The sequence below is a fragment of the Granulicella paludicola genome (assembly GCF_025685545.1).
In the GTDB taxonomy this organism is placed as follows: domain Bacteria; phylum Acidobacteriota; class Terriglobia; order Terriglobales; family Acidobacteriaceae; genus Granulicella; species Granulicella paludicola.
In genome coordinates this window covers 68,732-94,245 of the sequence record NZ_JAGSYC010000019.1, presented here as the reverse complement: position 1 = coordinate 94,245, position 25,514 = coordinate 68,732, and the positions used below count along the sequence as shown (strand labels likewise).

Here is a 25,514-nt window from a genome sequence, read left to right as displayed (position 1 = left end):
CAAGCCCCCATCAGCCTCCGCAAGCCACAATCGTCAACATCCACAAGGGTTTTCTCTCTTAAAAGTATTTGTATCTTCTCAGTTCCGGCTGACTATAATAGAGATAGGGTTGAAAACACAAAGGGATCGAGCGCACAAGCCGCGTTCTCCTTGTCTGGACTTAGCCCGCCAAGAACGTCCCTCAACGTCCCTGTCTTGAAGACTTTAGGACCTGAGGTATGGGGGGCGGGGGTATCCACCTCAATGCCACTCAAACGCTTCGACGACCATCGAAGTTTGTCGCATCCTCTGATAAAACGTACAATCAAACAGTCAGGTTCGCTAACGACCAATAGTTGAGGAGAGACAAAATGTACCCAGAGTTGATGATTATCCCGATGCGTGAAGAGTTGACCAAAGCAGGCATCGAAGAAGCCCGCACATCCGAAGCTGTCGATGCCGCGCTCGCAAAGCCCGGAACAGCGATGGTCGTAGTGAACTCGATCTGTGGCTGCGCAGCTGGCAAGATGCGCCCCGGCGTTCGTCTGGCTCTGCAGGGAGCGACCAAGCCCGATACCGCAATCACGGTGTTCGCCGGACAGGACCGCGAAGCAACCGACCGCGCTCGCAGCATGTTCCAGGGACATCCGCCCACAAGCCCGTCGATCGCGCTCTTCCGCGACGGCCAGCTTGTGTACCTGATGCAGCGCTCGGCGATCGAGAGCTCGACAGCACCCGCGATTGCCAGCGAACTGACGCGCGCCTTCGACACCTACTGCGCAAAGGCTTCCGCCTAAGAAACACAAGAACGATACGCAGAGAGGCCCGGCGAAATCGCCGGGCCTCTTCGCGTGTACGTGTTGCGCTTTGGGACAGGTGAACGCCGCGGGCGGATGAGCCGATAGAGAGCTCAGTATGGGCCATGATGATCAAATCCTGAAGTTTGCTGCGCCGTTCGGCTCGATGCGACCGGCACTAAGTCCAAGGGCTGCGGAGCTCGATCCAAGCGCCTCCTCTCTACTCGGCGACAGTCCGGCAAGTATGCAGATGCGGGCGCATGTCCGCCGGGTCGCGCCGTACTTCCGATGCCTCTCGCTCACCGGCGAACGAGGCTGCGGCGAGGACGCCGTGGCGAAGATGCTGCACCACATGTCTCCGCTACAGGATCTGAAGTTCGTAGAGCTGGACGCGCCGGACGCGGAGACTCGCTTTGCCGGACGCGGCACGGAAGCGGCCAAGGAAGGTCTGATTTATCTGCCCGAGGCCGAGCGACTGTCGCGCGCGGCGCAGGAAGGGTTGTTGCGCACGCTGCGAATGCAGGTTGGACAATCGCCGCGGATTGTGGCTTTTACAGGGCGCGGCTTGAAGCCCTATATCAGCGCCGGCTTCTTTTTGCCGGAGTTGGCGGGAAGCTTGGGCTCTCTGCGCATGGCGTTGCCGACCCTGCGGGAGCGCGCGTCGGATATTCCCATGCTGCTTCACTGTCGCCTCCAGCAGCATCGACTGGCGCAGGCGACGCAGGAAGTACGTTCTCTCCCAGTGACGATCTCCGATGAGTTTCTGGAAGCCGCACGACAGTTTGCCTGGCCGGGAAACCTGCCTCAGATGTACGCAGCTCTCGAGTGGCTGATGGAACACCGAGCCGGCACGATGCTGTCCGCTGCGGATATGCTGGCGGCGGTGGAAGCCGGAGGGCGCTCGCAGGAGGTTGTTACCGCAGACACCCGCCTGGTTCGGCTGGACCGCGTGGTACAGGAACACGTGCGGGCCGTGCTGCTGGCGTGCAACGGGAACAAGTTGAAGGCCGCGGAGGTGTTGGGAATCAGTCGGTCTACGCTGTACCGCATGCTGGACGCGGGCGAGTGTATGGATCTCTTGATGGCGGGATAAGCTGGCGAGCACCGTGTTGCGCTTCCCTGAAGCCAACCCTACCGGCGAAGGCTTTGTTTGATACCTTCGAGGGATGAGTTTGACGACTGAGACGCGAGTAGTAGTAGAGGCGGCCCCCGCAAGTTTGCGGGTGGCAGTGCTGGGCGCAGGCAAGATGGGCGGCATTCTGCTGCAGGCATTCCTGGATAGCGGCCTGTTTGCCCCTGAGCAGATTGTGGCGACCGTCGCGCACGAAGGTCGGGCCAAAGCACTGAGCCTTCAATACGGCGTGACAGTGACCACTGACAACCTTGCTGCAGTGACCGGCGCAGACGTCGTGCTGCTGGGCGTGAAGCCACAGCAGATGGGCGACGTGGTGCGCCATATCGCGGGAGCGCTGAAGCCGGGAGCGTTGCTGATCTCGCTGGCGGCAGGCGTGAAGATCAGTGCGCTGGAAGAGGCCGCCGGGGCGAAAGCTTGCGTTGTGCGCTCCATGCCGAACACGCCCGCGAAGGTCGGTGCAGGAGCGACCGCGCTCTGTCGCGGAGCGCATGTGACCGACGAGCAGATGACGCTGGCACAGAGGATCTTCGAGACGGTAGGGCGCGCGGTCGTCGTCGACGAGAAGCATATGGATGCAGTGACGGGGCTTTCGGGCTCTGGACCGGCGTTTATCTACATCATCATCGAGGCCCTGGCGGAAGCCGGTGTGAACGTCGGGCTGCCGCGTGATGTAGCAACGCTGCTGGCTGCGCAGACGACTTATGGCGCGGCGAAGATGGTGCTGGAGACGGGATCGCATCCAGCGCTACTGAAGGACGAAGTGACTACGCCTGCGGGATGCACGGTCGATGGCATCCTCGAGCTCGAAGAAGGCGGCCTGCGTGTAACGCTGATCAAAGCGGTAAAGCGAGCTACGGAGCGCGCCAAGCAACTGGGTTGATGGCCGGTTTTCGACGCGGGAACGTGATCGCGGACACAAAAGCAGGGCCTCATGCGGGAATACAATCGAAGCCATGGCTTCGATTGTGACGTGGTTAAGGCGGGGGCGCGGGATCGGCGGTTTCGCCGCCTGCGTCGTAGCTTTTATGGTTCTGGTAATTCTCCAGGGCGCGGTGGTACGCGCGACTGGCTCAGGCAACGGATGCGGCAACCATTGGCCGCTGTGCAATGGAGACTTCTTCCCGCATCATCCGCGACTTGCAACCGTGATCGAATACGCCCACCGGTCGATGAGCGGCGTGATTACCTGGCTGGTGGTGGCGCTGGTCGGCTGGACGTACCTGGCCCGGCCGGTTGGTCACCGAAGTCGGAAGGCCGTTACCTGGACGGGCATCCTGTTGTTGACCGAGGCCCTGCTAGGGGCGGTTCTGGTTAAAGGTGGCTACGTCGAGGGCAACACATCGACGATGCGTGTCGTCGTTCAGGGCATTCATTTCTCGAACACCCTCCTACTACTGGCAGCGATGACGCTCTCATGGTGGTGGCTGCGCGACGGAGAGATCGTGATGCTGGACGCGCGCTCCAGAGCGGTTGCGTGGACTGCACTGTTTTGCACACTGTTTGTAGGAGCTACTGGAGCGGTAGCGGCGCTGGCGGACACACTTTTCCCTTCTCCCGACCTGCAGAGTGCTCTCCTGGCGGACTTCGCCGCCCACGCTCCCCTACTAATTAGGATGCGATGGATGCATCCGGCGGCAGCCGCTGTGGCTCTGGGGTGCGCGATCTGGCTGAGCCTGAACCTGCGATCAAAGATTGGGCACTGGGTGCTGGCGCTTATCGTGGCACAGATTGTGCTGGGCGCGGCGGATGTGTTGTTGCTGGCCCCGACCTGGATGCAGGTGCTGCATCTACTGGGAGCAGATCTTTATTGGATCGCGCTGGTGGCGGCGTGCTCCAGCGTGTTTCTCGGCAGACGGCGGGGGGTATCGATCAGAGTAGATAGCAGAGTTCCCGCCTAACAAAACCCCCACCCGTGTGCTAGTGCAGCACAGGTGGGGGCCTTGAGACGCTGGATTTAGTGAGGGTTGCTGTAGTGCGGATCTTCGCTCTTCGGCGGGGTCGGCTTGTCGGCAACCTTATCGCCTACCTTGCGCGTGTTGTATGCGGTCTTGCCAGCGGTTACCTTGGTGGCGTGGCCGGTATCCTTTGCAGCAGTCTTCGTACCATGCGCGGTCTTGTGGTAGACCTTCTTGGTTCCGTTGGCGGTCTTGTGGGCTGCAGTCTTGGTCGCATCGGCGGTATCGTGCCCAGCATTCTTCAGATCCTGACCGATCTGCGCGTGGAGCGAGGCTGCGCTGACAACGAAGGCGGTTGCGAGTGCGAGTGCTGGAAGTTTGAGCTGGAACATCGATCTCTCCTTGTAACTGCATGTAGCGTTACTAACTTAGATGCTTCCCTTGCAGATAGGTTGCAGCTGTTCCATGCGGCGGCTCCTGTCTACGATTGCTGTAAGTTGTAGCCTGACAGTCACACTCCTTTGACATGAGCTGGGGTAGATTCGGTGCAGCTTAAAAAGAGATTCAGGACCGGACAACGAAAGACATGACGACGAAGAAGACGACTCCAAAGACCAGCAAGGCTATCGCCGCCAAGCCAGCAGCTATTTCTACGCGCAGCGTTGCGGCAAGAGGCAAATCTGCCAAGAACCTACCGGGTGGGCGGTTCATCAATCGCGACGAGAGCTGGATGCAGTTCAACCGCCGGGTGCTGCAGGAGGCCGAGGATGCGACCAATCCACTGCTGGAGCGCGTGAAGTTCCTCGCGATCACGGCGAGCAACCTGGATGAGTTCATCGAAATTCGTGTCGCTGGCATTTTGCAGAAGATGGAAGAGAATCTGGGCCTGCCGCAGTCACCGGACGAGGGCGGGTTGACGCAGGACGAGCGGCTGGAAAAGCTTCAAGGGCTGCTTCATGGGTTCTCGAAGGAGCAGGACGAGTGCTGGAACAAGAAGGTCAGCCCGGCGCTGAGCGCAGCGGGGATCAAGATCGTGCAATGGAAGCAGTTGCGTGAGGCGGATCGCACCTTTGCTGCGCGGTACTTTCATGAGGAGATTGATCCGCTTCTGACGCCGGTGACGCTGGACCCGGCACATCCGTTTCCGCGGGTGCTGAATAAGGCGTTGTGCCTTGCGCTGTTGCTGCGTCATAAACGACGGACGAAGGCTGGCTCGAAAGGCGGCAGCAATCCGAAGGTGATCGGCGTCGTGACGATCCCGCGGGCGCTGCCAACGCTGATCGCTTTGCCAGAGCGCGATGGGCGCCACGGTTTTCTGCGGTTGGAGGATCTGATCGAAGCGCACCTCGAAAGCATGTTTCGCGGCTATAACATTCTGGACCGTGCAACCTTCCGTGTGACGCGGAACAGCAATCTCTACATGCAGGAAGAAGAGAGCCGCTCACTGCTGGAGAGCGTGGCGGGGGAATTGCACAACCGCCGCAAGGGCGATGCGGTAAGGATGGAGATCGAAGACGGCGCAAGCGAGGAGATCGTCGAGCGGCTCCGCAGCAACTTCGAGCTGGACGCCTGGCAGGTGTTCCCAACGACGGCACCAGTAAGTCTGTCGCGGTTATTTTCGCTGTACGGCGCAGTGAAGCAAGAGACGCTGAAGTTTCCCGAGTTCCATGGCCGCAGGTTGAAGCTGGAACAAAGCCGCAACATCTTTGCGGAGCTGCGCAAGGGCGACATTCTGCTGCACCATCCGTACGACAGCTACAACACGGTTGAGGAGTTCATCGAGGCCGGTGCGAGCGATCCGGCCGTGATCTCGATCAAGCAGACGCTGTACCGGACGAGTGCGGATTCGACGATCTTCAGCGCGTTGCGTGAGGGTGCGCAGAGCAAGGACGTGACCGTCGTCGTCGAGTTGATGGCGCGTTTCGATGAGTCTTCAAACATTCGCTGGTCGCGTGAGCTGGAAGATGCTGGTGTGCAGGTGTTTCATGGTATCTATGGCTACAAAACGCACTGCAAGCTGGCGTTGATTGTGCGGCGCGACTCCGATGGTGTCGTGCGAAGCTACGCACACCTGGGCACAGGCAATTACAACCCGGTGACGTCGCGGTTCTACACCGACATCAGCCTGCTGACTGCGCGTACGGAACTGACCGAGGCCGTGCTGAAGGTATTCCGCTATTTGACGGCAGAGTGGGAGGCGGGCAGCGAGGCGTATCGGCCACTGCTGGTGGCTCCTGTAACTCTTGCAAAAGATATGCTGCGACTGATCGCGCGCGAGACGGAACATGCTCGTAAGGGTCAGAAGGCACGGATTATCGCGAAGGTGAACGGCTTGCTGGATGAGCCGACGATCGAAGCTCTCTACACGGCCTCCCAGGCTGGCGTTGATATCGACCTTATCGTGCGGGGTATGTGCGCGCTGCGACCAGGCGTGAAGGGGCTAAGCGAACGGATTCGGGTGCGCTCCGTGGTGGGAAGGTTTCTGGAGCACAGCCGCATCTTCTGGTTTGCGAACGGCGGCATGGAAGAGGTGTACTGCGGCAGCGCCGACTGGATGTCGCGCAATCTGTACGAGCGCTGCGAGGTAGTCTTTCCTGTTACAGACGAGGCAGCAAAGCGCAGGCTGAGGGATGAGATCCTGGAGGCATATCTGCGTGACGACGTGAAGGCGCGACTCCTGGAGCCGGACGGCTCGCATGTTCGCGCTCCTCAGGGCGTGCCGTCGAGCGGAAAGAAGAAACCGAATCGCCTTAGCGCACAGGACTGGTTCATGAGGATTTCCTCTGATCCGGAGATGCGGCTGGGCGCACAGCTGCCGGTAGCGACAACGCTGAAGGGCTCCGTGAAGGCTGACGCGGAGGCGATGGTGACTGGAGCGGAGTAGGACGTCGAGCCGGGCGAACGGTGGGGGATTTGGCTTGAAGAGGATGGACGGATGAACCTCTCGGGCTGAATCTTGCGGCGCGTGAAATGCAGCTGGCGGAGGTCGGACGGAGGGAGCGTAAAACTGCTAAACTGGCATTCTGGCGCAGACATTTCAATGGTTGTTCGCGCAGAAGGAGACTTCCACGATGGCACTCAATGGCAACGGCAACGGCTCACACAATGGCAATGGCGCGGGTTTGCGTCTGAAGATCGGCCTGGCTGAGATGTTGAAGGGTGGCGTCATTATGGACGTCATGGATGTCGACCAGGCGATCATCGCTGAGCAGGCTGGCGCGGTGGCCGTAATGGCGCTTGAGCGTGTGCCTGCTATGATCCGCGCGCAAGGCGGTGTAGCCCGCATGTCGCACCCCGGCATGATTAAGGCCATCCAGAAGGCCGTGAGCATCCCGGTGATGGCGAAGGCCCGTATCGGCCACTTCGTCGAGGCGCAGGTACTGGAGACTCTGTCGGTAGACTTTATCGACGAGAGCGAAGTTCTGACGCCTGCCGATGAGCTTCACCACATCGATAAACATGCTTTCAAGACACCATTCGTATGCGGAGCGAAGGACCTGGGCGAAGCGCTTCGCCGCATTGCTGAAGGTGCGGCGATGATTCGCACCAAGGGTGAACCTGGCACAGGCGATGTAATTCACGCTGTAAAGCACATGCGTCAGATTACGAGTGAGATGAAGGCGCTCACCGTGCTGAGCGATCAGGAGCTTTACGCTGCAGCGAAGAACCTCCGTGCCCCGTACGAGCTGGTGGTGATGGTAGCCAAGACCGGCAAGTTGCCGGTGCCGAACTTCTCCGCTGGCGGAATCGCAACCCCTGCCGACGCCGCGCTGATGATGCAGCTAGGCGCGGAGACGGTGTTCGTGGGCTCTGGCATCTTCATGAAGGAAGGCAATATTCGGCTTGAGGTCGGGCTTGATCCAGCAGGCAATTTCCTCTCGCCGGAAGAGCGTGCCGAAGCTGAGAGTCGTGCCAAGGCGATCGTTCTGGCCGCCACGCACTACAACGATCCAGCGATCATTGCTCAGGCCAGCGAGGACTGCCTGGGAGCGATGAAGGGACTTGCCGTTGGAATGATCGAGGACGCCGACATGATGCAGAATCGCGGCTGGTAAGACTTTCTATCTGCCTGAACAGCAAGCCCCGAGATTTCCAGTAATGGAGTCTCGGGGCATTCTTTTTCTGTGAAGAATTCGATCCTGCACAACTCGCGCGATTTCTATCGCATCGGAATAACTGCTAACGAGATTTGATTCGTACGCTAACGAGGATCTTTCACCATGAAAAAGTTTGCACACATCGCATGTCTCTTCCTGATCGCGGGCACCACGACCGTTGCTGCCCATGCTGCCGACAAGGCTAAGCTCGATGAGCGCATCGAACACGCGCATGAAGTTCTGCACGAGCTGATGGCTACACCCGACAAGGGAATTCCCTTGAACATCACTGAGCACGCGACCTGCGTCGCCGTAATTCCTGGCTACAAAAAGGGAGCTTTCGTTGTGGGCGGACAGTACGGCCAGGGCGTTGTAACGTGCCGCACAGGCCATGGCTGGAGCGCACCTGCCTTCATCCAGATCACCGGTGCGAGCTTTGGCTTCCAGATTGGTGGTCAGTCCACAGATCTCGTACTCGTGGCTGTGACGCACGATGCGTTCGATCGTCTGCTGCATGACAAGGTTAAGCTCGGTGGTGACATCTCCGCTGCTGCCGGCCCGGTGGGTCGTGATTCGCAGGCTTCCACCTCAGTGCTCGCGAACACCGGCTTCCTGACCTACTCGCGTAACAAGGGTCTGTTTGCTGGGGTCGATCTCACGGGCGACGTTGTGAACCAGAACCAGGACGACACCGCGGAATACTACGGTCATGACGTTCCCTACCAGAAGATTCTGGCGGGAGATGTCCGTCCGCATGCTACCTCGATGCACTTCATGCGCACAGTAGCGATGATGTTCCACGAAGCAAAGAATCAGTAAGAACTTCATCTTGCAACTCCTACGGCCTTCCTTCGGGGAGGCCGTAGTTCGTCATGGACCGATCTTCGGAAGATGGAGATTTGCGTAGACTAGAGAGAATGAGCAAAACGGAGACGGTGATCGGTGTACTGGCGCTGCAAGGAGCGTTCGATGTCCACGCAAAAAAACTGCAAGAGCTGGGCGCACAGGTGCGGCTCGTGCGCAAACCCGAGGAACTCGTCGGATTGGGTGGCCTGGTGATTCCTGGCGGCGAATCGACAACGTTCCTGAAGAATCTCGAGCGGGTGGGCTTCTACGACGTGCTGAACGAATATGTGCATAAGCATCCGGTATTTGGAACATGCGCGGGCTGCATTCTGCTTGCAAACGAAGTAACGAATCCGCCGCAAAGGTCGTTCGCGGTTCTGGATGTGACAGTGGAGCGCAACGCTTACGGTCGCCAGAACGACTCTGTCATTTTGAACGAAGAAACCTCCCTTCCCGGCGGCCCGCTGGAGATGGTCTTTATCCGTGCGCCGCGGATCAGCAGACATGGCGCGGACGTTAAGGTCCTTGCCGAGCGCGATGGCTTCCCTACACTGGTGCAACAAGGACGTCTGCTGGCAGCCACCTTCCACCCTGAGCTCACCGACGACACACGTGTACACCAACACTTCCTCGAGATCGTAGCTGCCGAAAGCGCAAAGTAAAATCGTAACCATGACACTTGCAGTCGCAAACACGCCGGGCCATGGATGGTTCCTGCCGCGTGATGCTGCGCTGCATGGACCTGCGCTGGACACACACCTGCTACTGAACCTATGGATCGTGCTGGGGCTCGCAGCACTGGCTCACGTGTTGCTGCTGGCGGGATTGGCTGTGCGAAGACGCAGCGAGGGTACGTCTGTGGCGATGCAGGAGTACCTGCCGCTGGTCGTGTTGATCGCGGTCTTTGGATGGCTCGCGGTGCGCTCGCAGCAGCTGTGGTCCGCTCAACGATATGTCGGCGCTGCGCCTGAGGCGATGCAAGTGGAGGTCACCGGGGAGCAGTTTGCATGGTACTTCCGCTATCCGGGAGAAGATGCGGCCTTCGGGCAGACGAAGTTTTCGCTCATCTCGGCGGGGAGCGGCAATCCGCTGGGGATCGATCCCGTTGACGAGAAAGGTAAGGATGACATCGTGACGAGTCAGCTGGTGCTGCCCGCTGGCCGCGAGGTCGACCTGACGCTGCGGTCACTCGATGTAATCCACGGCTTCTCTGTGCCGGAGATGAGGCTGAAACAGAATGCCGTACCAGGGCAGGCGTCGCATCTTCACTTCACGCCCACGGCTCCCGGCGAGTATGCCATTCTCTGCACTCAAGTTTGCGGCCTGGGCCACTACCGCATGCAGGCCGTGCTACGGGTTGTGACTGCTGATGAGTTCGAGACCTGGACGAAGACGCACGAGGTGCAGCGATGAAGATCTTTTCAACGCACCACCGCATCATCGGCTTCGGCTATCTCCTTATTTCGTCGATAGCGGTGGCGGTAGGTACGGGACTGTCGCTCGTGATGCGGCTGCACCTTACCTGGCCGGATTGGTCACTGCCCTTGCACGGCCCGGTGCTGCCGGAGGAGTACCTCGCGCTGGTGACGATGCATGGCACGCTGATGCTGTTCTTCGTGCTGACCGTTGCACCCCAGTCAGGGTTCGGAAACTTGATACTGCCCGCACAGATTGGCACCCGTCACATGGCGTTTCCGCGTTGGAACGCTGCAGGCATGTGGCTGATGCTGGTGGCTCTACTGGTGTTGCTTTCGGCATTCATAGTTCCGGGTGGCGCTCCCATCGGTGGCTGGACAGCGTATCCGCCGCTGTCGGAGAGCTCGCTGGCTGGACCGGGACAAGGCTTCGGGATGGATCTGTGGCTGGCGAGCATCACACTGTTCGGCATCGCCGGAACCATCAGCGCCGTAAATACGTTGACGACGATTGTGAAGCTGCGGTGCGAGGGCATGACCTGGGAACGACTTCCGCTTACGGTGTGGGGATGGTTCACTGCGGCGATGCTTAGCGTCATCGCATTCAGCGTGCTGCTGGCCGCGCTGGTTCTCTTGTTTTGCGATCGGCATCTACAAAGCGGCTTCTTCGTCCCGGCGAACGAGTGGATTAACGGCGTAATGATTCCGCATCGCGGCGACGGTTCCCCGCTGTTGTGGCTGCATCTGTTCTGGTTCTTCGGACACCCGGAGGTTTACATCGCGGTGCTGCCAGGAATGGGGCTGACGTCGATGGTGCTGGCAAACTTTGCGCGGCGGAGGGTGTTCGCGTACAAGCTGATGATCGCCACAACGCTCTTGATTGGGCTGTTGGGGATACTTGTCTGGGGTCACCATATGTTTGTGGCAGGGCTGAATCCGTTCGCCGGAACGGTGTTCAGCGTGGCTTCGCTCGCGATTGCGATCCCCTCCGCGGCGAAGGTGCTGAGTTGGATCGCGACTGTTTGGGGGTCGAAGTCAAAGCAGATCAGACTGACGACACCGATGCTCTTTGCCTTGGGATTCGTGTCGCTGTTCGTAACCGGAGGCCTGTCCGGACCGATCCTCGCTCAGCCGATCCTCGATGAGTACCTGCACAACACGTTTTTTGTCGTGGCGCACTTTCACCTCATCATGGCGATGGCGGGTGTCTTCGGGCTACTCTGCGCGACCTACTATTGGTATCCGTTGATGTTTCATCGGCAGCTCTCCGAGCCGCTGGGTAAGGTCCACTTCTGGTGTACGCTTGCCGGGGCCTATGCAACATTTCTGCCAATGCACCTGACTGGCCTCGGTGGCGAGCCCCGGCACTATGCACAGCTCAACGGTATTGTGAAGCCTGCAAACGACCTACTGAGCGCGACCATGCCGATGCAGCGACACATTACTTACTCGGCGCTGCTGCTGGCGGTGTCGCAGGTGTTCTTTTTCTGGAACATCCTGAAGACGGCCCGCCAGCCTTCGATGACGGAGGAAAATCCGTGGCAGGCAACGACTCTGGAGTGGGCGCCGCAACCGGCGGACGAGGATGAATTGATCCGCGTCTATCGGGAACCGTGTCAGTATGGCGCACGCGGTGAAAGTTTTTCGCCTCAGTGGAAGCCAGAGATTCCTTTGCAGCACGAAGCGGAGTAATCTGTTGTTCTAGACGCAAGTGTGGGGTCACTTATGCCGACTATCCTGACACCGCCGGAGATCGACCGCAGACACGATCGCGGCACCGACCGCCATCTCGACGTGAACGATGGCGACAACGGCGGGCGCAGGCCGCCGACAGACAAGCGCACCGGCGGCAATGGCGACGGGGAGAACTGGAGCAATCGTCCTCAGGGACGGCGTGGGCCTCGGGAACGGCTGTCCGCTGCTCGCGTCGGACTGTTCTTCGCCCTGGGTGGCGACCTTATGTTTTTCGTCGCGCTTGTCAGCATTTTCTTCGTGGATAAATCGAGTGGTCACTTCGATGCCTACGGCGTCTATGTCCATAGCTGGAAGGCGACGGTCATCCCGGAGATCCTCTGGAAGAACACAGCGATCCTGCTGCTGAGTTCGCTGACGGCGGAGATCGCTCGGCAGCGCATGTTCGATGAGAAGCTGGCGATGGACGAGTGGCTGGGGCTGGGACGACCGGTCTCAGGCCGGGCTGGTATCTGGCTGGGACTAACGCTCGTGCTGGGAAGCATGTTCCTCGCCGGGCAGTGGATGGCATGGAGGCAACTGGCAGCGCAGGGTGTCTTCTTTAGCAGTAGCATGAGCAGTCACTTCTTCTACCTGATTACCGTGACACACGCGGTCCATCTGTTCCTCGGCATTGGCGCCTTGATCGGCGCACTGCTGGTACTTTGGCGTTCGCGCTCGATGCTGACGCGGCAGGTGCTGGTGGATGGCACTGTCTGGTACTGGCACGTGATGGGCGTGCTGTGGGTGTTCCTTTTTGCTCTTCTGGAGTTTGGCCAGTGAGCCTGGCAACTTTGGCACTGCAAGGTTGTGCACAGTGCCTCGACAGCACGCGGGCTACGCCACCGGTAGTTCAGGCGGCTTATAGGCACGCTATCGAACTTTTAGGCGGGGCCGGGGCGACATTGTTTGCGGGTGGCGTCTTTATTCTGTTGCGGAGTCGCAAGGCAATCGCCCACAGTGACTCCGCTGCGGGCTAGGGCTTCAGCACAATCTTCATCGAATCAGGCTGCGGATTTGAAGCGAGGTGGACCGCCTCCGCAGCTTCATCCAGGGTAAATCGATGCGAGATGAGCTTCGTAAGATCGAGTTTGCCTGATCGGTAGCCTTCGAAGACCAGATCGATGCCCTCCGCTTGAATCGCAACAGATGCAGAGTAAGACCCCATCAGAGTCTTCTCATCCATGCAGACTGCCGCTGGATCGAAGGGAGCCGTTCCATGCTGTGTGCTCGCGAAGAGCATGACGCGACCACCGGGGCGGATCGCATCCATTGCCTGCTGGATAAGCTTGTCGGCACCGACGGCAACCAGAGCCACATCGACTCCACGTCCTTCCGTGACAGCCTTGGCGGCTGTTACAACATCCCCTCGAGCATCGAGCGGATGATGGAGGCCATAGTGTGCAGCGATAGCGTGGCGCTCAGGGTACATGTCTGAGGTGAGAACAGTTGCACCTGTCTGTGCTGCGAGCGCGGCGAGGATGATACCGATGCTTCCCTGCCCGATCACGAGCACAGTATCATCCGCCTGCAGCTCGAGCAGCTTGATCGCCTTGAAGCAGGTATTGACCGGTTCGATGAAAGCAGCTTGCTCAAACGGAATGTCATCAGGGATATGTATCAGACCAGCGGTCGTAACACCGTCGCCAACAATCCAGTCCATCACGCGAATGTATTGAGCAAAGCCACCACCCGCCGCGACCCCGACTCCGGCAGTGGTGCCGACCTTCTTATAGGTTTCGCACTGAGCGAAGGTCTTTTTGCGGCAGTAGAAACAATGGCCGCATGGGATGTGATGGAAGGCCATCACACGATCTCCAACGGCGAAACCCCTCACATTTCCACCAACCGCGGCGACGGTGCCTGCCATCTCGTGTCCAAAGACGCGCGGAGCAGAGTGCGACCCCGTGTGGATCTTCTTGAGGTCGGTCCCACAGATACCGCAGGTGTCGATCCGGACGAGAACCTCGCCTGGGCCGATCTCAGGAAGTGCGATCGTCTCAGGAATAACGGTGTCGATGTCGCGGTAGACCGCGGCCTGCATGGTGCTGGGAAGTGTCTCTTGCATGAGTCCTTTTCTGCTGCCTGTCGTTCTAGGGTTTAGGATAAATCTTCGCTCCCAATCACTTCCAGCAACCGCGAATGCAGGCGCTCCAATGCGCGATTGCTATCACTTCCGAGCTTCGCAGCCTTCGCCCACGTGTGGGGCCGCAGCGCCGTGTGTAGTGCGAAAGCTCCGGTGCGGAAGCTGCCGTGCTTTCCCGCGAAGCGACTGAGCGAGGCAAGTTCAAAGTCGTGTGCGTCGGAAACACCTTTGATCGCTCGGAAGCGAAGACCGTGGGCAGTTGCGAGACGAGCAACCGTCGCAGCCTCCATATCGACGAGACTTGCACCGTAAGTAGCAGCGAGCCGCATCTTCTCGTGGACGCTGGCAATGGTTTCGGTTGTCGCGAGTATGTAAGACTGCGCGCTGTCTATCGTGGCGAAGCGCTCACCAGTATTGGTATTGATGACCGTCGCAATCTCGGCGACCTCTCCGGCGGCAAGCGACGCCACGCAGGAACCCGCAAGGCCTACGGAAATCAGCGTCGTGATGTCGGCTACGGCACGAGCAGCTTCTACGGCGCTTGAGGCTCTCGATGGACCCATACCCGCAGCCACCACGATGGCCTTCGGCAGACGGTAGAGATGAATTCCCGAGGACAGCAAAGCGGCGTCAGGGCGAGTGCCGCGCACGAGAGAGGCGATCTCGCGCGGCAGTGCGGCAATGATAGCTATGGATGCGGACATGCAGCCTCTATTCTACGGCGGCTCAATGCCGAGACGACTTGCGTGCCGGCGGCGGACAAGTGGACTCCCGCACGATGAGTTCAGGATCAACCATAAGTTGCTTGGCTGGGACGTGATCGGCCGGCGCGGCGATTTGATGCACGAGCGACTCGGCTGCAAGAATGCCCATGGTTCGCAGCGGCTGGCGAACCGTCGTGAGGCCAGGGTTCTGAAAGGCCGCCGATTGCACGTCGTCAAAACCGACCACCGATACATCCTGAGGGATACGCAGGTTTGCCTCTCGCAGAGCGCGAATGGCGCCGATCGCAGAGACGTCGTTGAACGTGAAAATTGCACTGAAAGGCACATTCGACGCCAGCAGGCGCTGTGCCGCAAAGTAACCCGGCTCGCTTGTGGGGGCGTCGCCTTCGAGCTGTGCCACGAGCTTGGGATCAAGCGCGATCTTCGCCTTGGTTGCGGCGTGGCGGATCGCCTGCCAGCGCGGTTCTGTATCTGAGCTGAATTGCTGGCCCTTGATGACCGCGATGCTGGAGTGGCCGAGCCCCGCGAGATGATCGAAGGCCAGTTCAGCAGCGCGACGATGATTCAACACGATGTTCGTAACACTCTCTTGCTGCAAGGGGCAGGAAACGGTCACGGTGGGCAGGTGCGAGGTCTCATGCAGCACCGTATCGATAGCGATCATGCCGTCCACCGAACGCTCCTCGAACATACGCATGGAACGTGCGACGAGCTCTTCGCGATGATGATGGCTGATCAGAAAATAGAAATACCCCGCCTGTAGCAGTGCCTGCTCGATGCCAGAGAGCACAAGCGTTGCGTAGCCCTCGGAGACTTCAGGGACGAGTACGCCAACAGTGAGCGAATGTCCCCGCTGAAGCGACCGAGCCAGCACATTCGGACGGTAGTTGAACTGCTTGGCCGCAGCGAAAATGCGCTCCTGCGTGGCCTGGGGAATCGACTTCGCGGCGGGCACTCCGTTCAACACACGCGAGATAGCTGCGGCGGACAAGCCGAGATGAGCTGAGAGCGTAGCGAGCGAAGCAGGCGCGCCGGGACGACTGCCTCGGGAGTCTTTTTTGCGGGAGTTCGGAGGCGTGGCCACGTCTGAAGTCTTTCACAGGAGACAAAGAACTAGATAGTTCGGAAAATAGAGGGTTGACAGGAGTTACTTTCGGGGTTCATAGTCTTTTTCGGCTCAAACGTTTGCCTAAACAGCTTGGTAATGCTGACGGGCAGCCTGCGATACAGGCTGGGCCATGAAGATTTACGGAGGCAAGTATGCAATTGAAATTCAACGCCCGCCGCGTGCTGATGGCGGGATCGCTGACGGTGCTCGGCTGCCTGATGAGCAGCAGCGCATATGCGCAATATCGCACGTCGATCCAGGGCTCGGTGACCGACCCCGACGGCGCCGTGGTTCCCGGCGCGAAGCTCACCCTGATCGACAAGGCCAACAACGCGACGCAGGTTCGCACCAGCGGCGATGACGGCGTTTATAACTTCAACGCTCTTCCGGCAGATAGCTTCAAGCTCACCGTAGAAAAGCCTGGCTTCCAGACGAAGGTACTCGACAACCTGCAACTGATCCCGGAGCAGCCGAACTCGGTCACAGTCAAGCTCGTGCTCGGCGGCATTGACCAGACGGTGACTGTCGATGCTTCGTCAGAACCAGCACTGGACACCGCCACCTCGAATATCGGCACAACGGTCAGCTCGAACGACATTCAACATCTCCCCTCCTCAAACCGAGATGTGTTCACACTCAGCCAACTGGCGCCGGGTGTGGTGAATGACGGCTCACAAGGCGCGGGCGGTGGTGTTTATAACACCCCCGGAAACCAGGGCCCAGGCGGCTCAGGTGGCGGTGGGCAGGCTCCCACTGAGAATGGCCCTCAGTCCAACGCAAACGGCGGCCAGTATGGCAGCAATGGCATCGCTATCGATGGCATCAGCACGGTGAGCGCGGTCTGGGGCGGTACCAGCATCATCACGCCAACGCAGGATTCCATCGACAATGTGCGTATCGTAACGAACGACTATGACGCCGAGAACGGCCGCTTCAGCGGTGCTCAAACTCTAGTGACATCCAAGAGCGGTACCAACCAGCTCCACGGCAGCCTTTTCTTTGCAGCACATCGTCCTGGCCTGAATGCCTACCAGCGTTCGACTGGAACTGGTGCCCCCATCCGGGATACGAACCGCTTCAATCAATATGGTGGAAGCATCGGCGGCCCAATCCTGAAGAACCGCATCTTTGCATTCTTCGCTTATGAGTCCTCCCCAAATAACTCAACTGCCACGGGCACTGGTTGGTATGACACCGCTGCCTTCGACGCTCTGGCGCCGTCCGGTTACATCTCGAACACGTATACAAACTTCCCCGGTCACGGTGTCAGCACGACGGGCATTATCACCAATAACGAGACCTGCACGACCATCGGCCTGATCGAAGGTACAAACTGCCGCACGATTGCGGGCGCTGGTTTGAACATTGGTTCGCCGGTGACCTCGGCGCGCGGCACGCAGGACACCACCGCCACAGGGCTGGCTTCGAACCCCGGCATCGGCGGCGGTCTTACAAACACCGCCGACATCGCCGACTACGCGACAAGTTCGCCTTACTCTTCGTACTACCACCAGTACAACGGCCGTATGGATGCAGACGCCACCAAGAAGGATCACCTGAGCTTCACCATCTACTGGGTGCCGCAAGGCAACACGAGCTACAACACCGACTCGCGTGCCTACAACTTGTTCCACCACGCGCAGATCAACGATGCTTTCTCGGTAATCTGGAACCATACCTTCTCGCCGACTTTCTTGAACGAAGCCCGTGCCAACGCTGCCGGCTGGCGGTGGAACGAAGTCGCATCGAATCCGCAGTCCCCTGTCGGCCTGCCCGTATCGAAGCTAACGACCAATATTGGTTCGATCAGCCTCGCCCAGTTTGGCGTAAACCTCGGCAGCGATCTGAACCAGTGGACTTATGGCTATAAGGACGTTGCCACAAAGATTCACGGACAGCAGACGATCAAGTTCGGTGCAGACTTCACGCAGCTTCACTATCTGAACTATCCGATCTATAGCTACAGCCCGGCATACAACTTTTACAACGTGTGGGACTTCCTGAACGATGCTCCGATGGAAGAGACGGGTGCGTTCAACTCAACCACCGGTACTGTGGGTGGCAGCCGCCAGGATGACCGCGAGAACCTTTTCGGCGTATTCGTTCAGGACGATTGGAAGTTGCGTCCGAATCTGACGCTCCATGCCGGAATTCGCTACTCCTACTTTGGCTCTCTCTACACCAAGCAGAACAACGTCGGCATCGTGACGCTGGGCAGCGGTAGCGCTCTATACACAGGGCTCAGCCTGCATCAAGGCGGCAATATATGGACGCCGCAGAAGGGAAACTTTGGGCCCCAGCTTGGATTCAACTGGAGTCCTGAGGCCTTCCACAACAAGATGGTCGTCCGTGGCGGCTATGGCTTGAACTTCAACCAGGAAGAGATTGCGATATCTGCGAACGGTGGTGGCAATCCTCCAGGAACGAACAACGTCGACTTCAAGTACAGCAGCCCTACGAACCAGGGTACGAACGGCGCCGATATTCTCTACGCTGTCTCGAGCGATATTCATAGCGTTAATGGTTATCCCTCGAATCCGCATACCATCACCACCTTCAACACCGCTGGGCTTCCCACGGCGGGCAATGCACAGATCACCAACTTTCCTTCAAAGCTTCCAACTGCGTATTCGCACCACTACTCTCTCGACGCCGAGTATGACTTCGGCAAGGCGATTGTGGCGTCAGTTGGCTATGAAGGTAGCTCATCTCGTCACCTGATTACGCAGTACAACTCGAACGCTTTGGCCATCGGTCAGGGTGTCGCGTTAAACCCGCTGGTCACGAATATTGATACCTACGGCAATAGCGGCGGATCTAACAACAATGCATTCCTTGCCGAGATCAAGCATCCGTTCTCGCACCACTACTCCATCGATGCGCAGTTCATGTGGGCCAAGAGCATGGACGATGGCTCAGGTCCTTACGAGGAAGGTCCATATCCTAACCAGCCGTACTACAACTATGGCCGTTCGGACTACAACATCGGAAAGTCGCTGAAGGTCTTTGGTCTGTGGCAGCCCGTAATCTTCCATGGCAACGGCCTGCTGGAGAAGATTGCCGGTGGCTGGTCATTGAGCGGCATCATGAACTTGCATACCGGCTTCCCCTTCACACCTCAATATCACACGGCTCAATCTCTATACTGCTCCAACTGTAATTACTCGACGCTCTATCCTAACTATCTGGGTGGCGGCAAGAAGGGGACAAGCAATAAGGCGTTCGAAACGAACAGCAACTTCCCCAACTATGCGGCGGCGGCGGCAAGCGGCAAGGCAGCTTCGCCCACAGCCACCATCAATGGAAATGCTGGAACCCAGGTTGCCTACACGGGAAATCCTTACTTCTCAGTGCCGAACTTTGCAGCTGCGATGACCGGCACGTTCCCGGGCGTCAACGCTGCTCTGCCTCCACGCCCGGGTCTGTCGCGCAACTCCTTCGATGGACCAAACTATCGTGATATCGACGCTTCGATCAGCAAGGGCTTCGGCATTCCGAACAACCGCATCCTCGGTGATAACGCGAAGCTGGAGATTCGGGCGGATGCTCTCAACCTCTTTAACCTACTTAATCTCAACCCTCAATCCATCACAACGGATGTCACCGCTACGAACTTCGGACAAGACACAACAGCTCTTGGCTCGCGCACGATCAGCTTCCAGGCACGGTTCAGCTTCTAAGAGTTGGGTCTCGTACGTTACCACGAGAGGGCGTGCCAAACCGGGCCGCCCTCTCGTTCCATCAGTAGCACTCCATACTACTTAGGATCAGACCATGCTTTTTCGAACTACCAGATGCGTGCTGACGCTTTCTGCGTTCCTGCTTGCGGGATACCTCTCGCATACGCAGGTTATGGCTCAGCAGCGTATCGATATCGATGCGCACGCTGCAGCCACTCCCTTCCCTCATTTCTGGGAGACGATGTTCGGTTCGGGTCGCGCTATCCTCTCGCTGCGGGAGAGCTACCGTGACGATATCCGTGCAGTAAAAGGTGCTACAGACTTCAAGTACGTTCGCTTCCACGCCATACTGCACGATGAAGTCGGTGTGTACAACGAAGACGAGCACGGCGACCCGGTCTACAACTTTACGTACGTCGATGAGATCTACGATGGTCTGCTCAAGCAACATGTAAAGCCTGTGATCGAAATCAGTTTCATGCCGAAGAAGCTTGCGTTCAATCCCGATGCACTGCATCCGTTCTGGTACAAACAAAATGTCTCACCGCCCAAGAGCATGGAGCGCTGGGACGATCTGATGACTCACTTCGCGCAGCACCTCATCGATCGCTACGGCGTTGCTGAGGTCTCGAGCTGGTACTTCGAGGTGTGGAACGAGCCAAACATCGACTTCTGGGGAGGCATCCCTCGCATGGAATCGTACTTCGATCTTTATGCTCACACAGCACGCGACCTCAAGCGGGTGAATCCGCGACTGCGCGTGGGTGGCCCCGCGACAGCCGCAGCCGCATGGATACCGGACTTCCTCCAGTACACTTCGGAGAACCACGTGCCGGTCGACTTTATCTCCACGCATGGCTACGACGACGAACCGGTAGAACGTCTGCTCGGCAAAGATCAACCGCTGCGCGACAAAGACATTCGTGAAGAAGATCGAGTTTGCGCGGGGGTTGCCCACGTGCGGCAGCAGATCGATGCCTCGACAGCACCAAAACTCCCGCTGCTATGGACCGAATGGAACGTACCCGGTGACAATGAACGCCGCGACACTCCCTACGTCGGTCCCGCGCTGGCGGAGGCTATCCGCACTTGCGAAGGAGTCGAAGCACTGTCCTTCTGGACCTTCTCCGATGTTTTTGAAGAAGGCGGACCGGCACGCAAACCCTTCGAAGGGCAGTTCGGCCTTCGGGCTACGGGTGGTATTAACAAGGCGAGTTTCTACGACTTTGCGTTGCTGCATAAGCTCGGAGATACGCGCATTGCGAGTTCGGCAAATGACGCGATCGTAACCAAGGCCTCTGACGGCTCGTTACGCATCGCTGTGTGGAACCTTGCGGATGTTGGCAAAGCGCCGCAAGCAAAGTCCGTCACGCTGCACATCGTAGGTGTGCCTGAGAGCGCATCGGTATCCATCGAGCGCGTAGACGAAGAACACAGCAATGTACTGAAGTCTTATGCTGCAATGGGAAAACCCGCCTATCCAACACCTGCGCAGGTCGAAGAGCTGAACCGTGAAACTGCCCCGCAGGCACCTGAGCAGCGTAAACTTTCGCACGGTAACCTGACACTGGAACTTGGAAAGAATGCGCTGTTATTGATCCATGTGGGGCCGTAGCTGCTACGACCTCGAACGTAACCTTGAAGCTAGATAAAAGAGAGACAATGCTTACATCTTTGAAAGTTCGTAATGTCGCGATGGGTTTGGTCTTATTTATGGGCGCGTCATGCATCACCACGATAGCTGTGGCGCAGGAGAAGATTTCCATCGACGCAAAGGCATCGACCACGCCCTTTCCCCACTTCTGGGAACAGACCTTTGGCTCCGGGCGCGCCATTCTGGCGCTTCGCGACGACTACCGCAAGGATCTGCGCACAGTGAAGGAGGCCACCAACTTCCAGTCAGTCCGTTTTCATGGCATCTTCAATGACGACGTAGGCCTCTACGATCCCGACCGCCAAACGAAAAACCCCGGGCTTGCGGCAGAGGCAGCGAATGATGCTTCGGTCTACAACTTCAGCTATGTGGATGAGATCTACGATGGCCTGCTCGACAACGGTGTGCAGCCCTTCGTCGAACTCAGCTTCATGCCGAAGAAGATGGCCTCCGATCCGGCAGCTCTGCACGCATTCTGGTATCACCCGAACGTTTCGCCACCGAAGGACTACAAGCTATGGGACGATATGATCCGCGCGTTCGCACAGCATCTCGTCGATCGCTACGGCATAGAAGAGGTATCGAAGTGGAAGTTTGAGGTGTGGAACGAACCGAACCTCGACTTCTGGATGGGCGACCCGAAGCAGGACTCCTACTTCAAGCTTTACGATCATACTGCCCGTGACATCAAGTCCGTATCACCGCGGCTTCAGATCGGCGGGCCTTCCACGGCACAGGCTGCGTGGGTCGCACCCTTCCTCGCGCACGTGAAGGCCGAGAACGTTCCCGTCGATTTTGTTTCGACGCATGTTTATGCCAACGACAACGCCATGGATGTATTCAAGACACACGAAGACATTCCGCGCGAAACGATGGTCTATCGCTCGGTAAAGAAGGTCCACGATGAAATCGCAGCGTCTGCGTTTCCACATCTTCCGCTGATCTTCTCTGAATACAACGCAAGCTACGCGAACGAGCCGAACGTTACTGACACGCCGTACATCGGCCCATGGCTTGCAAACAACATCCGCCTGTGCGATGGCCTCACTGAGAGCATGAGTTACTGGTCCTTCTCAGATGTCTTTGAGGAGCAGGGCGTCGTTCGCTCACCCTTCTACGGCGGCTTTGGTTTGATCGCGGCAGACGACATTCCGAAGGCCTCGCTGAACGTCTTCCGAGCGCTGCACAAGCTTGGCGAAAGGCGCATTGCTTCGTCATCCAAGTCTGCGCTGGTAACGGAAGATGCGGCAGGCAAGCTTGTCGTTGCTCTTTGGGACTATGCACCGCCGACAGGCACCGGTGCTACCTACACGATGCCGAAGGGACCGGCGGCAGCACCTAAGAGTTTCGATCTGAGCTTTGAGCACGTTGCTGCGAACGCTGCTGTCGAGGTACTGCGCATCGACGACGATCACAGCAATGTGTTGAAAGCATTCAATGCGATGGGACGACCCACCGGGAGCCTGACGCGCGACCAGATCAAGCAGCTGCGCGCAGCCGGTCAGATGTCTCCTGCAGAACACCTGCACCTCGATCACGGTAAGCTACAACTCACGGTGCCGGCGCATGGTCTCGCTGTGCTCACGCTTGGGAGATAGCGATGCAGAGACGAGAGTTCCTTCGCATGATGGCGGGAACCACGGCGTTCGCCACGCTCCCCACCGTGGCTATTCCGCCTTCTCAGCAACGCGCTTTGAACCCGACCGACGAACATTTTCTGGATGAGATGCAGCGGCGAAGTTGCCTATATTTTGTAGAACAGGCCAGCCACAGCAACGGGCAAGTGCTGGACCGTGCGGCTGCTTCAATTGATGGCAAGCTCGATCCTCGACGCATGACAAGTATCGCTGCAACGGGTTTTGGCTTGTCGGCGCTATGCATTGCAGATAAGCGTGGCTACTTCCCTCACGCAACTATGGTCGAACAGGTCGTCCGCACGTTGCGCTTCCATGCAGATGAGCTCTACAACAACCACGGCTTTTTCTATCACTTCAATGACATAGAGACCGGCGCCCGCTTCGCGAGGAACGAGGTCTCGTCCATCGACACAGCGCTCTTGCTCTGCGGGGTGCTGACGGCACGAGCACACTTCCACAACAACTCCGAAGTACAACGATACGCAACGAAGATCTACGAGCGCGTCGACTGGCCTTGGATGCTTAACGGCGGTAAGACCTTCAGCATGGGATGGAATCCAGAGAGCGGCTTCATCGCAGCGCGCTGGAACCACTACTGCGAGCTGATGATGATTTATTTGCTGGCGATGGGCTCACAGACACATCCGGTCGATGCTGACTGCTGGGACGCATGGTCTCGCGACAGGATGAGCTATGCGGGTTACGAATACATCGGCGGTGGCGATCCCCTTTTTGTCCACCAGTACAGCCAAGCCTGGTTCGACTTCCGTGGAAAGCGCGATCGCTATGCCAATTACTTCGAGAACTCCGTCACTGCCACGCGCGCTCACAAGGCCTTTTGCCTGAAGCTTGGCAAGCCATACTCGGAAGACTACTGGGGTATCAGTGCTTCCGACTCCGCGCATGGTTACACCGCATGGGGCGGCCCTTCACCTTCGGGCGAAAGCTTCGGCGGCGTCGATGGCTCCGTCGTTCCAAACGCTGTCGCAGGCTCACTTCCCTTCCTTCCCGACGATTGTCTGCGTGTGCTGCGTTCGTTGAAGACCAACTACGGTCAGCAAGCCTGGGGGAGGTATAGCTTCTGCGATGCTCTGCATCCAGCCGCTGCGTGGTATGACCCCGATGTACTCGGCATCGATCTCGGCATCAGTGTCGTAATGGCGGAAAACTTACGCAGCGGCTTTGTATGGGAGACCTTCGCTCGCAATCCTGAAGTGGGCATCGCGATGAAGCGTGCCGGGTTTCGCCCAGGCTGATCTAGCGACCCCACGCAGGCGGTTCTGGCGCATAGTCGTTCGCAATGAACCACTCGCAAGCCGCACGCAAAGCACTCTCCACGCTTTGCACGTGGAGCCCAAGCTCCCGCTCCGCTTTGGCTGAACTCGCGAACATCATCTTCCGGCCCATGCGTACGGCCTCTACAGTGGCTCTTGGCTCTTTGCCCCGTAGCTTACCGGTGATCGTCTCATCGAAGAACGCAAAGGCCATCGCAACACCATGAGGCACTTTCATCTTTGGTGAAGCCAGACCCGTGATGGCCGCAAGCCGATCGAGAATCTGCTTCAGCGTGAGATTCTCGCCTCCAAGGATGTAGCGCTCACCCGGCGTCCCCCGTTCGAGCGCGATGAGGTGCATCCGCGCGATCTCTTCCACATCAACGAGGTTGAGACCAGTGTCGACATAAGCGGGAAAGTTTTTGTTGAGGAAGTCGACCACGATTCGCCCAGTCGGTGTCGGTTTGGTATCGAGCGCTCCAATAGGCGTCGTTGGGTTGAGCACCATTACGTGCTGTCCGGCACGAGCTGCTTCAAGCGCCACCTGCTCGGCCAACCACTTCGAGCGCTTGTAGTGGCCGATCATGTCAGCTTCGCTGACGGGGGTCGTCTCATCAACGACGGTGCCGTCCTTCTTGAACCCCATCGTAGCCACGCTAGACGTGTACACGACGCGCGGCACCCCAGCCTCACGCGCGAGGCGCAGCAGCTCACGCGTACCCTCCACGTTGGCCTGATACATCTCTGCGGGGTCAGGCACCCACAGACGATAGTCTGCCGCCACATGGATAAGCGCGTCGCAACCCTGCAGCGCAGAGGCGAACGCAAACGGATTACGAAGGTCGCCTGTGACGATATCCGCATTTGCCGGTAGATTCTTCTTATTCGATGTGGAGCGCGATAGGAGGCGAAGATCTGCCCCTTGCTCCGCCGCGAGTCGAGCCACGTGGGCGCCGACGAAGCCCGTGGCTCCCGTGATGAAGAGACGCATCGTGGCTAGTCGAGCTTTTCAGGCTCGATCTGGATGTTCGTCTCGCCCGCGTTTTTCTTTTCCCAGTACTTCTTCACCCAGGCATCGAAGGTCTTGCCTGCAGCCGTGTCGCGACCAGAGAAATTCAGCGCTGCAATATCCGCATAGCTGACCATGACGCGCTCGAAGCTCTCGCCATTTTTTGGCGTCGGCATAATGCGAACAACGGAGGTTTCAAGAGAGGGTCCTGTGCGGCGATCGTACAGATAGCCTTCGACAAGCGTGCCGTCACGACGTGTAATCGTGACATCGCCACGATAATCAAACGCCTTTTCGAGCGCTTCGCGGACTTCAGCCTCGCTGGCAAGCTGCGGGATCCAGCCTTCGAGGTTCTCACGCTCGCGACCTTCAATGTGTTCGAGGTCGTCAGCAGAAACCTGCTGTAGCTGCTCAATCTTCAGATGTTCCTGCTGTGCGGTGGACAT

The 25,514-nt window shown here is 58.4% G+C and carries 21 protein-coding genes; 15 read left to right on the top strand and 6 right to left on the bottom strand.

Annotated elements, in window-relative coordinates; genetic code table 11:
* Positions 1 to 350 precede the first annotated feature (350 nt).
* The 4 genes from OHL14_RS02905 to OHL14_RS02890 all read left to right on the top strand — a co-directional run bounded on the left by OHL14_RS02905 (position 351) and on the right by OHL14_RS02890 (position 3,809).
* Positions 351 to 776 carry a BrxA/BrxB family bacilliredoxin gene (locus OHL14_RS02905; RefSeq protein WP_263377808.1) on the top strand — a complete coding sequence of 142 codons (426 nt, stop codon included), beginning with the start codon at positions 351 to 353 and terminating at the stop codon, positions 774 to 776.
* A 118-nt stretch (positions 777 to 894) separates the two neighbouring features.
* Complete coding sequence (locus tag OHL14_RS02900; RefSeq protein WP_263377807.1) at positions 895 to 1,869, top strand: sigma 54-interacting transcriptional regulator; 975 nt, start codon at positions 895 to 897, stop codon at positions 1,867 to 1,869.
* 73 nt (positions 1,870 to 1,942) lie between these two features.
* Positions 1,943 to 2,791 carry a pyrroline-5-carboxylate reductase gene (proC, locus tag OHL14_RS02895; protein WP_263377806.1) on the top strand — a complete coding sequence of 283 codons (849 nt, stop codon included), beginning with the start codon at positions 1,943 to 1,945 and terminating at the stop codon, positions 2,789 to 2,791.
* 73 nt (positions 2,792 to 2,864) lie between these two features.
* Positions 2,865 to 3,809, top strand: a complete 945-nt coding sequence (locus OHL14_RS02890; RefSeq protein WP_263377805.1) for a COX15/CtaA family protein — start codon at positions 2,865 to 2,867, stop codon at positions 3,807 to 3,809.
* Between the two features lie 56 nt (positions 3,810 to 3,865).
* Here OHL14_RS02890 and OHL14_RS02885 read toward each other — a convergent pair whose 3' ends face one another.
* A complete protein-coding gene (locus OHL14_RS02885; RefSeq protein WP_263377804.1) occupies positions 3,866 to 4,198 on the bottom strand; it encodes a hypothetical protein in 333 nt (110 codons plus the stop codon).
* A gap of 194 nt (positions 4,199 to 4,392) precedes the next feature.
* Here OHL14_RS02885 and ppk1 point away from each other — a divergent pair, with 194 nt between their 5' ends.
* The 7 genes from ppk1 to OHL14_RS02850 all read left to right on the top strand — a co-directional run bounded on the left by ppk1 (position 4,393) and on the right by OHL14_RS02850 (position 12,678).
* A complete protein-coding gene (ppk1, locus tag OHL14_RS02880) occupies positions 4,393 to 6,690 on the top strand; it encodes a polyphosphate kinase 1 (RefSeq protein ID WP_263377803.1) in 2,298 nt (765 codons plus the stop codon).
* 187 nt (positions 6,691 to 6,877) lie between these two features.
* Positions 6,878 to 7,861 (top strand): pyridoxal 5'-phosphate synthase lyase subunit PdxS, encoded by a 984-nt coding sequence (pdxS, locus tag OHL14_RS02875; RefSeq protein WP_263377802.1) that lies wholly within the window; start codon positions 6,878 to 6,880, stop codon positions 7,859 to 7,861.
* Positions 7,862 to 8,026: 165 nt separating this feature from the next.
* Positions 8,027 to 8,722 carry a lipid-binding SYLF domain-containing protein gene (locus OHL14_RS02870; RefSeq protein ID WP_263377801.1) on the top strand — a complete coding sequence of 232 codons (696 nt, stop codon included), beginning with the start codon at positions 8,027 to 8,029 and terminating at the stop codon, positions 8,720 to 8,722.
* A gap of 98 nt (positions 8,723 to 8,820) precedes the next feature.
* The gene (pdxT, locus tag OHL14_RS02865) at positions 8,821 to 9,411 is read left to right on the top strand and encodes a pyridoxal 5'-phosphate synthase glutaminase subunit PdxT (RefSeq protein WP_263377800.1); all 591 of its coding nucleotides are present in this window, start codon (positions 8,821 to 8,823) and stop codon (positions 9,409 to 9,411) included.
* Between the two features lie 10 nt (positions 9,412 to 9,421).
* On the top strand, positions 9,422 to 10,162 hold the full coding sequence (locus OHL14_RS02860; RefSeq protein WP_263377799.1) for a cupredoxin domain-containing protein: 741 nt from the start codon (positions 9,422 to 9,424) through the stop codon (positions 10,160 to 10,162).
* Positions 10,159 to 11,856 (top strand): cytochrome c oxidase subunit I, encoded by a 1,698-nt coding sequence (locus OHL14_RS02855; RefSeq protein ID WP_263377798.1) that lies wholly within the window; start codon positions 10,159 to 10,161, stop codon positions 11,854 to 11,856. Before OHL14_RS02860 ends, OHL14_RS02855 begins: the two co-directional genes overlap by 4 nt.
* Positions 11,857 to 11,889: 33 nt before the next feature.
* Complete coding sequence (locus OHL14_RS02850) at positions 11,890 to 12,678, top strand: cytochrome c oxidase subunit 3 (protein ID WP_263377797.1); 789 nt, start codon at positions 11,890 to 11,892, stop codon at positions 12,676 to 12,678.
* 193 nt (positions 12,679 to 12,871) lie between these two features.
* Here OHL14_RS02850 and OHL14_RS02845 read toward each other — a convergent pair whose 3' ends face one another.
* From OHL14_RS02845 to OHL14_RS02835, 3 genes are read right to left on the bottom strand one after another with little or no spacing between them, the layout of a single operon-like run.
* Positions 12,872 to 13,963, bottom strand: a complete 1,092-nt coding sequence (locus OHL14_RS02845) for an alcohol dehydrogenase catalytic domain-containing protein (protein ID WP_263377796.1) — start codon at positions 13,961 to 13,963, stop codon at positions 12,872 to 12,874.
* A 32-nt stretch (positions 13,964 to 13,995) separates the two neighbouring features.
* Positions 13,996 to 14,685 carry a phosphorylase family protein gene (locus OHL14_RS02840; RefSeq protein ID WP_263377795.1) on the bottom strand — a complete coding sequence of 230 codons (690 nt, stop codon included), beginning with the start codon at positions 14,683 to 14,685 and terminating at the stop codon, positions 13,996 to 13,998.
* Between the two features lie 22 nt (positions 14,686 to 14,707).
* The gene (locus OHL14_RS02835) at positions 14,708 to 15,790 is read right to left on the bottom strand and encodes a LacI family DNA-binding transcriptional regulator (RefSeq protein ID WP_263377794.1); all 1,083 of its coding nucleotides are present in this window, start codon (positions 15,788 to 15,790) and stop codon (positions 14,708 to 14,710) included.
* Positions 15,791 to 15,966: 176 nt separating this feature from the next.
* Here OHL14_RS02835 and OHL14_RS02830 point away from each other — a divergent pair, with 176 nt between their 5' ends.
* From OHL14_RS02830 to OHL14_RS02815, 4 genes are all read left to right on the top strand, one after another.
* The gene (locus tag OHL14_RS02830) at positions 15,967 to 19,494 is read left to right on the top strand and encodes a TonB-dependent receptor (RefSeq protein ID WP_263377793.1); all 3,528 of its coding nucleotides are present in this window, start codon (positions 15,967 to 15,969) and stop codon (positions 19,492 to 19,494) included.
* Between the two features lie 94 nt (positions 19,495 to 19,588).
* Positions 19,589 to 21,109: a GH39 family glycosyl hydrolase gene (locus tag OHL14_RS02825; protein WP_263377792.1), complete on the top strand. Its 1,521-nt coding sequence runs from the start codon at positions 19,589 to 19,591 to the stop codon at positions 21,107 to 21,109.
* A 59-nt stretch (positions 21,110 to 21,168) separates the two neighbouring features.
* Positions 21,169 to 22,746, top strand: coding sequence for a GH39 family glycosyl hydrolase (locus OHL14_RS02820; RefSeq protein ID WP_263377791.1), 1,578 nt, complete (start codon positions 21,169 to 21,171; stop codon positions 22,744 to 22,746).
* Between the two features lie 2 nt (positions 22,747 to 22,748).
* The gene (locus tag OHL14_RS02815) at positions 22,749 to 24,041 is read left to right on the top strand and encodes a glucoamylase family protein (protein WP_263377790.1); all 1,293 of its coding nucleotides are present in this window, start codon (positions 22,749 to 22,751) and stop codon (positions 24,039 to 24,041) included.
* A 1-nt stretch (position 24,042) separates the two neighbouring features.
* On the opposite strand, the gene hpnA is transcribed toward OHL14_RS02815, so the two are convergent.
* Positions 24,043 to 25,050, bottom strand: a complete 1,008-nt coding sequence (hpnA, locus tag OHL14_RS02810; RefSeq protein WP_263377789.1) for a hopanoid-associated sugar epimerase — start codon at positions 25,048 to 25,050, stop codon at positions 24,043 to 24,045.
* A 5-nt stretch (positions 25,051 to 25,055) separates the two neighbouring features.
* Positions 25,056 to 25,514 carry a hypothetical protein gene (locus OHL14_RS02805; RefSeq protein WP_263377788.1) on the bottom strand — a complete coding sequence of 153 codons (459 nt, stop codon included), beginning with the start codon at positions 25,512 to 25,514 and terminating at the stop codon, positions 25,056 to 25,058.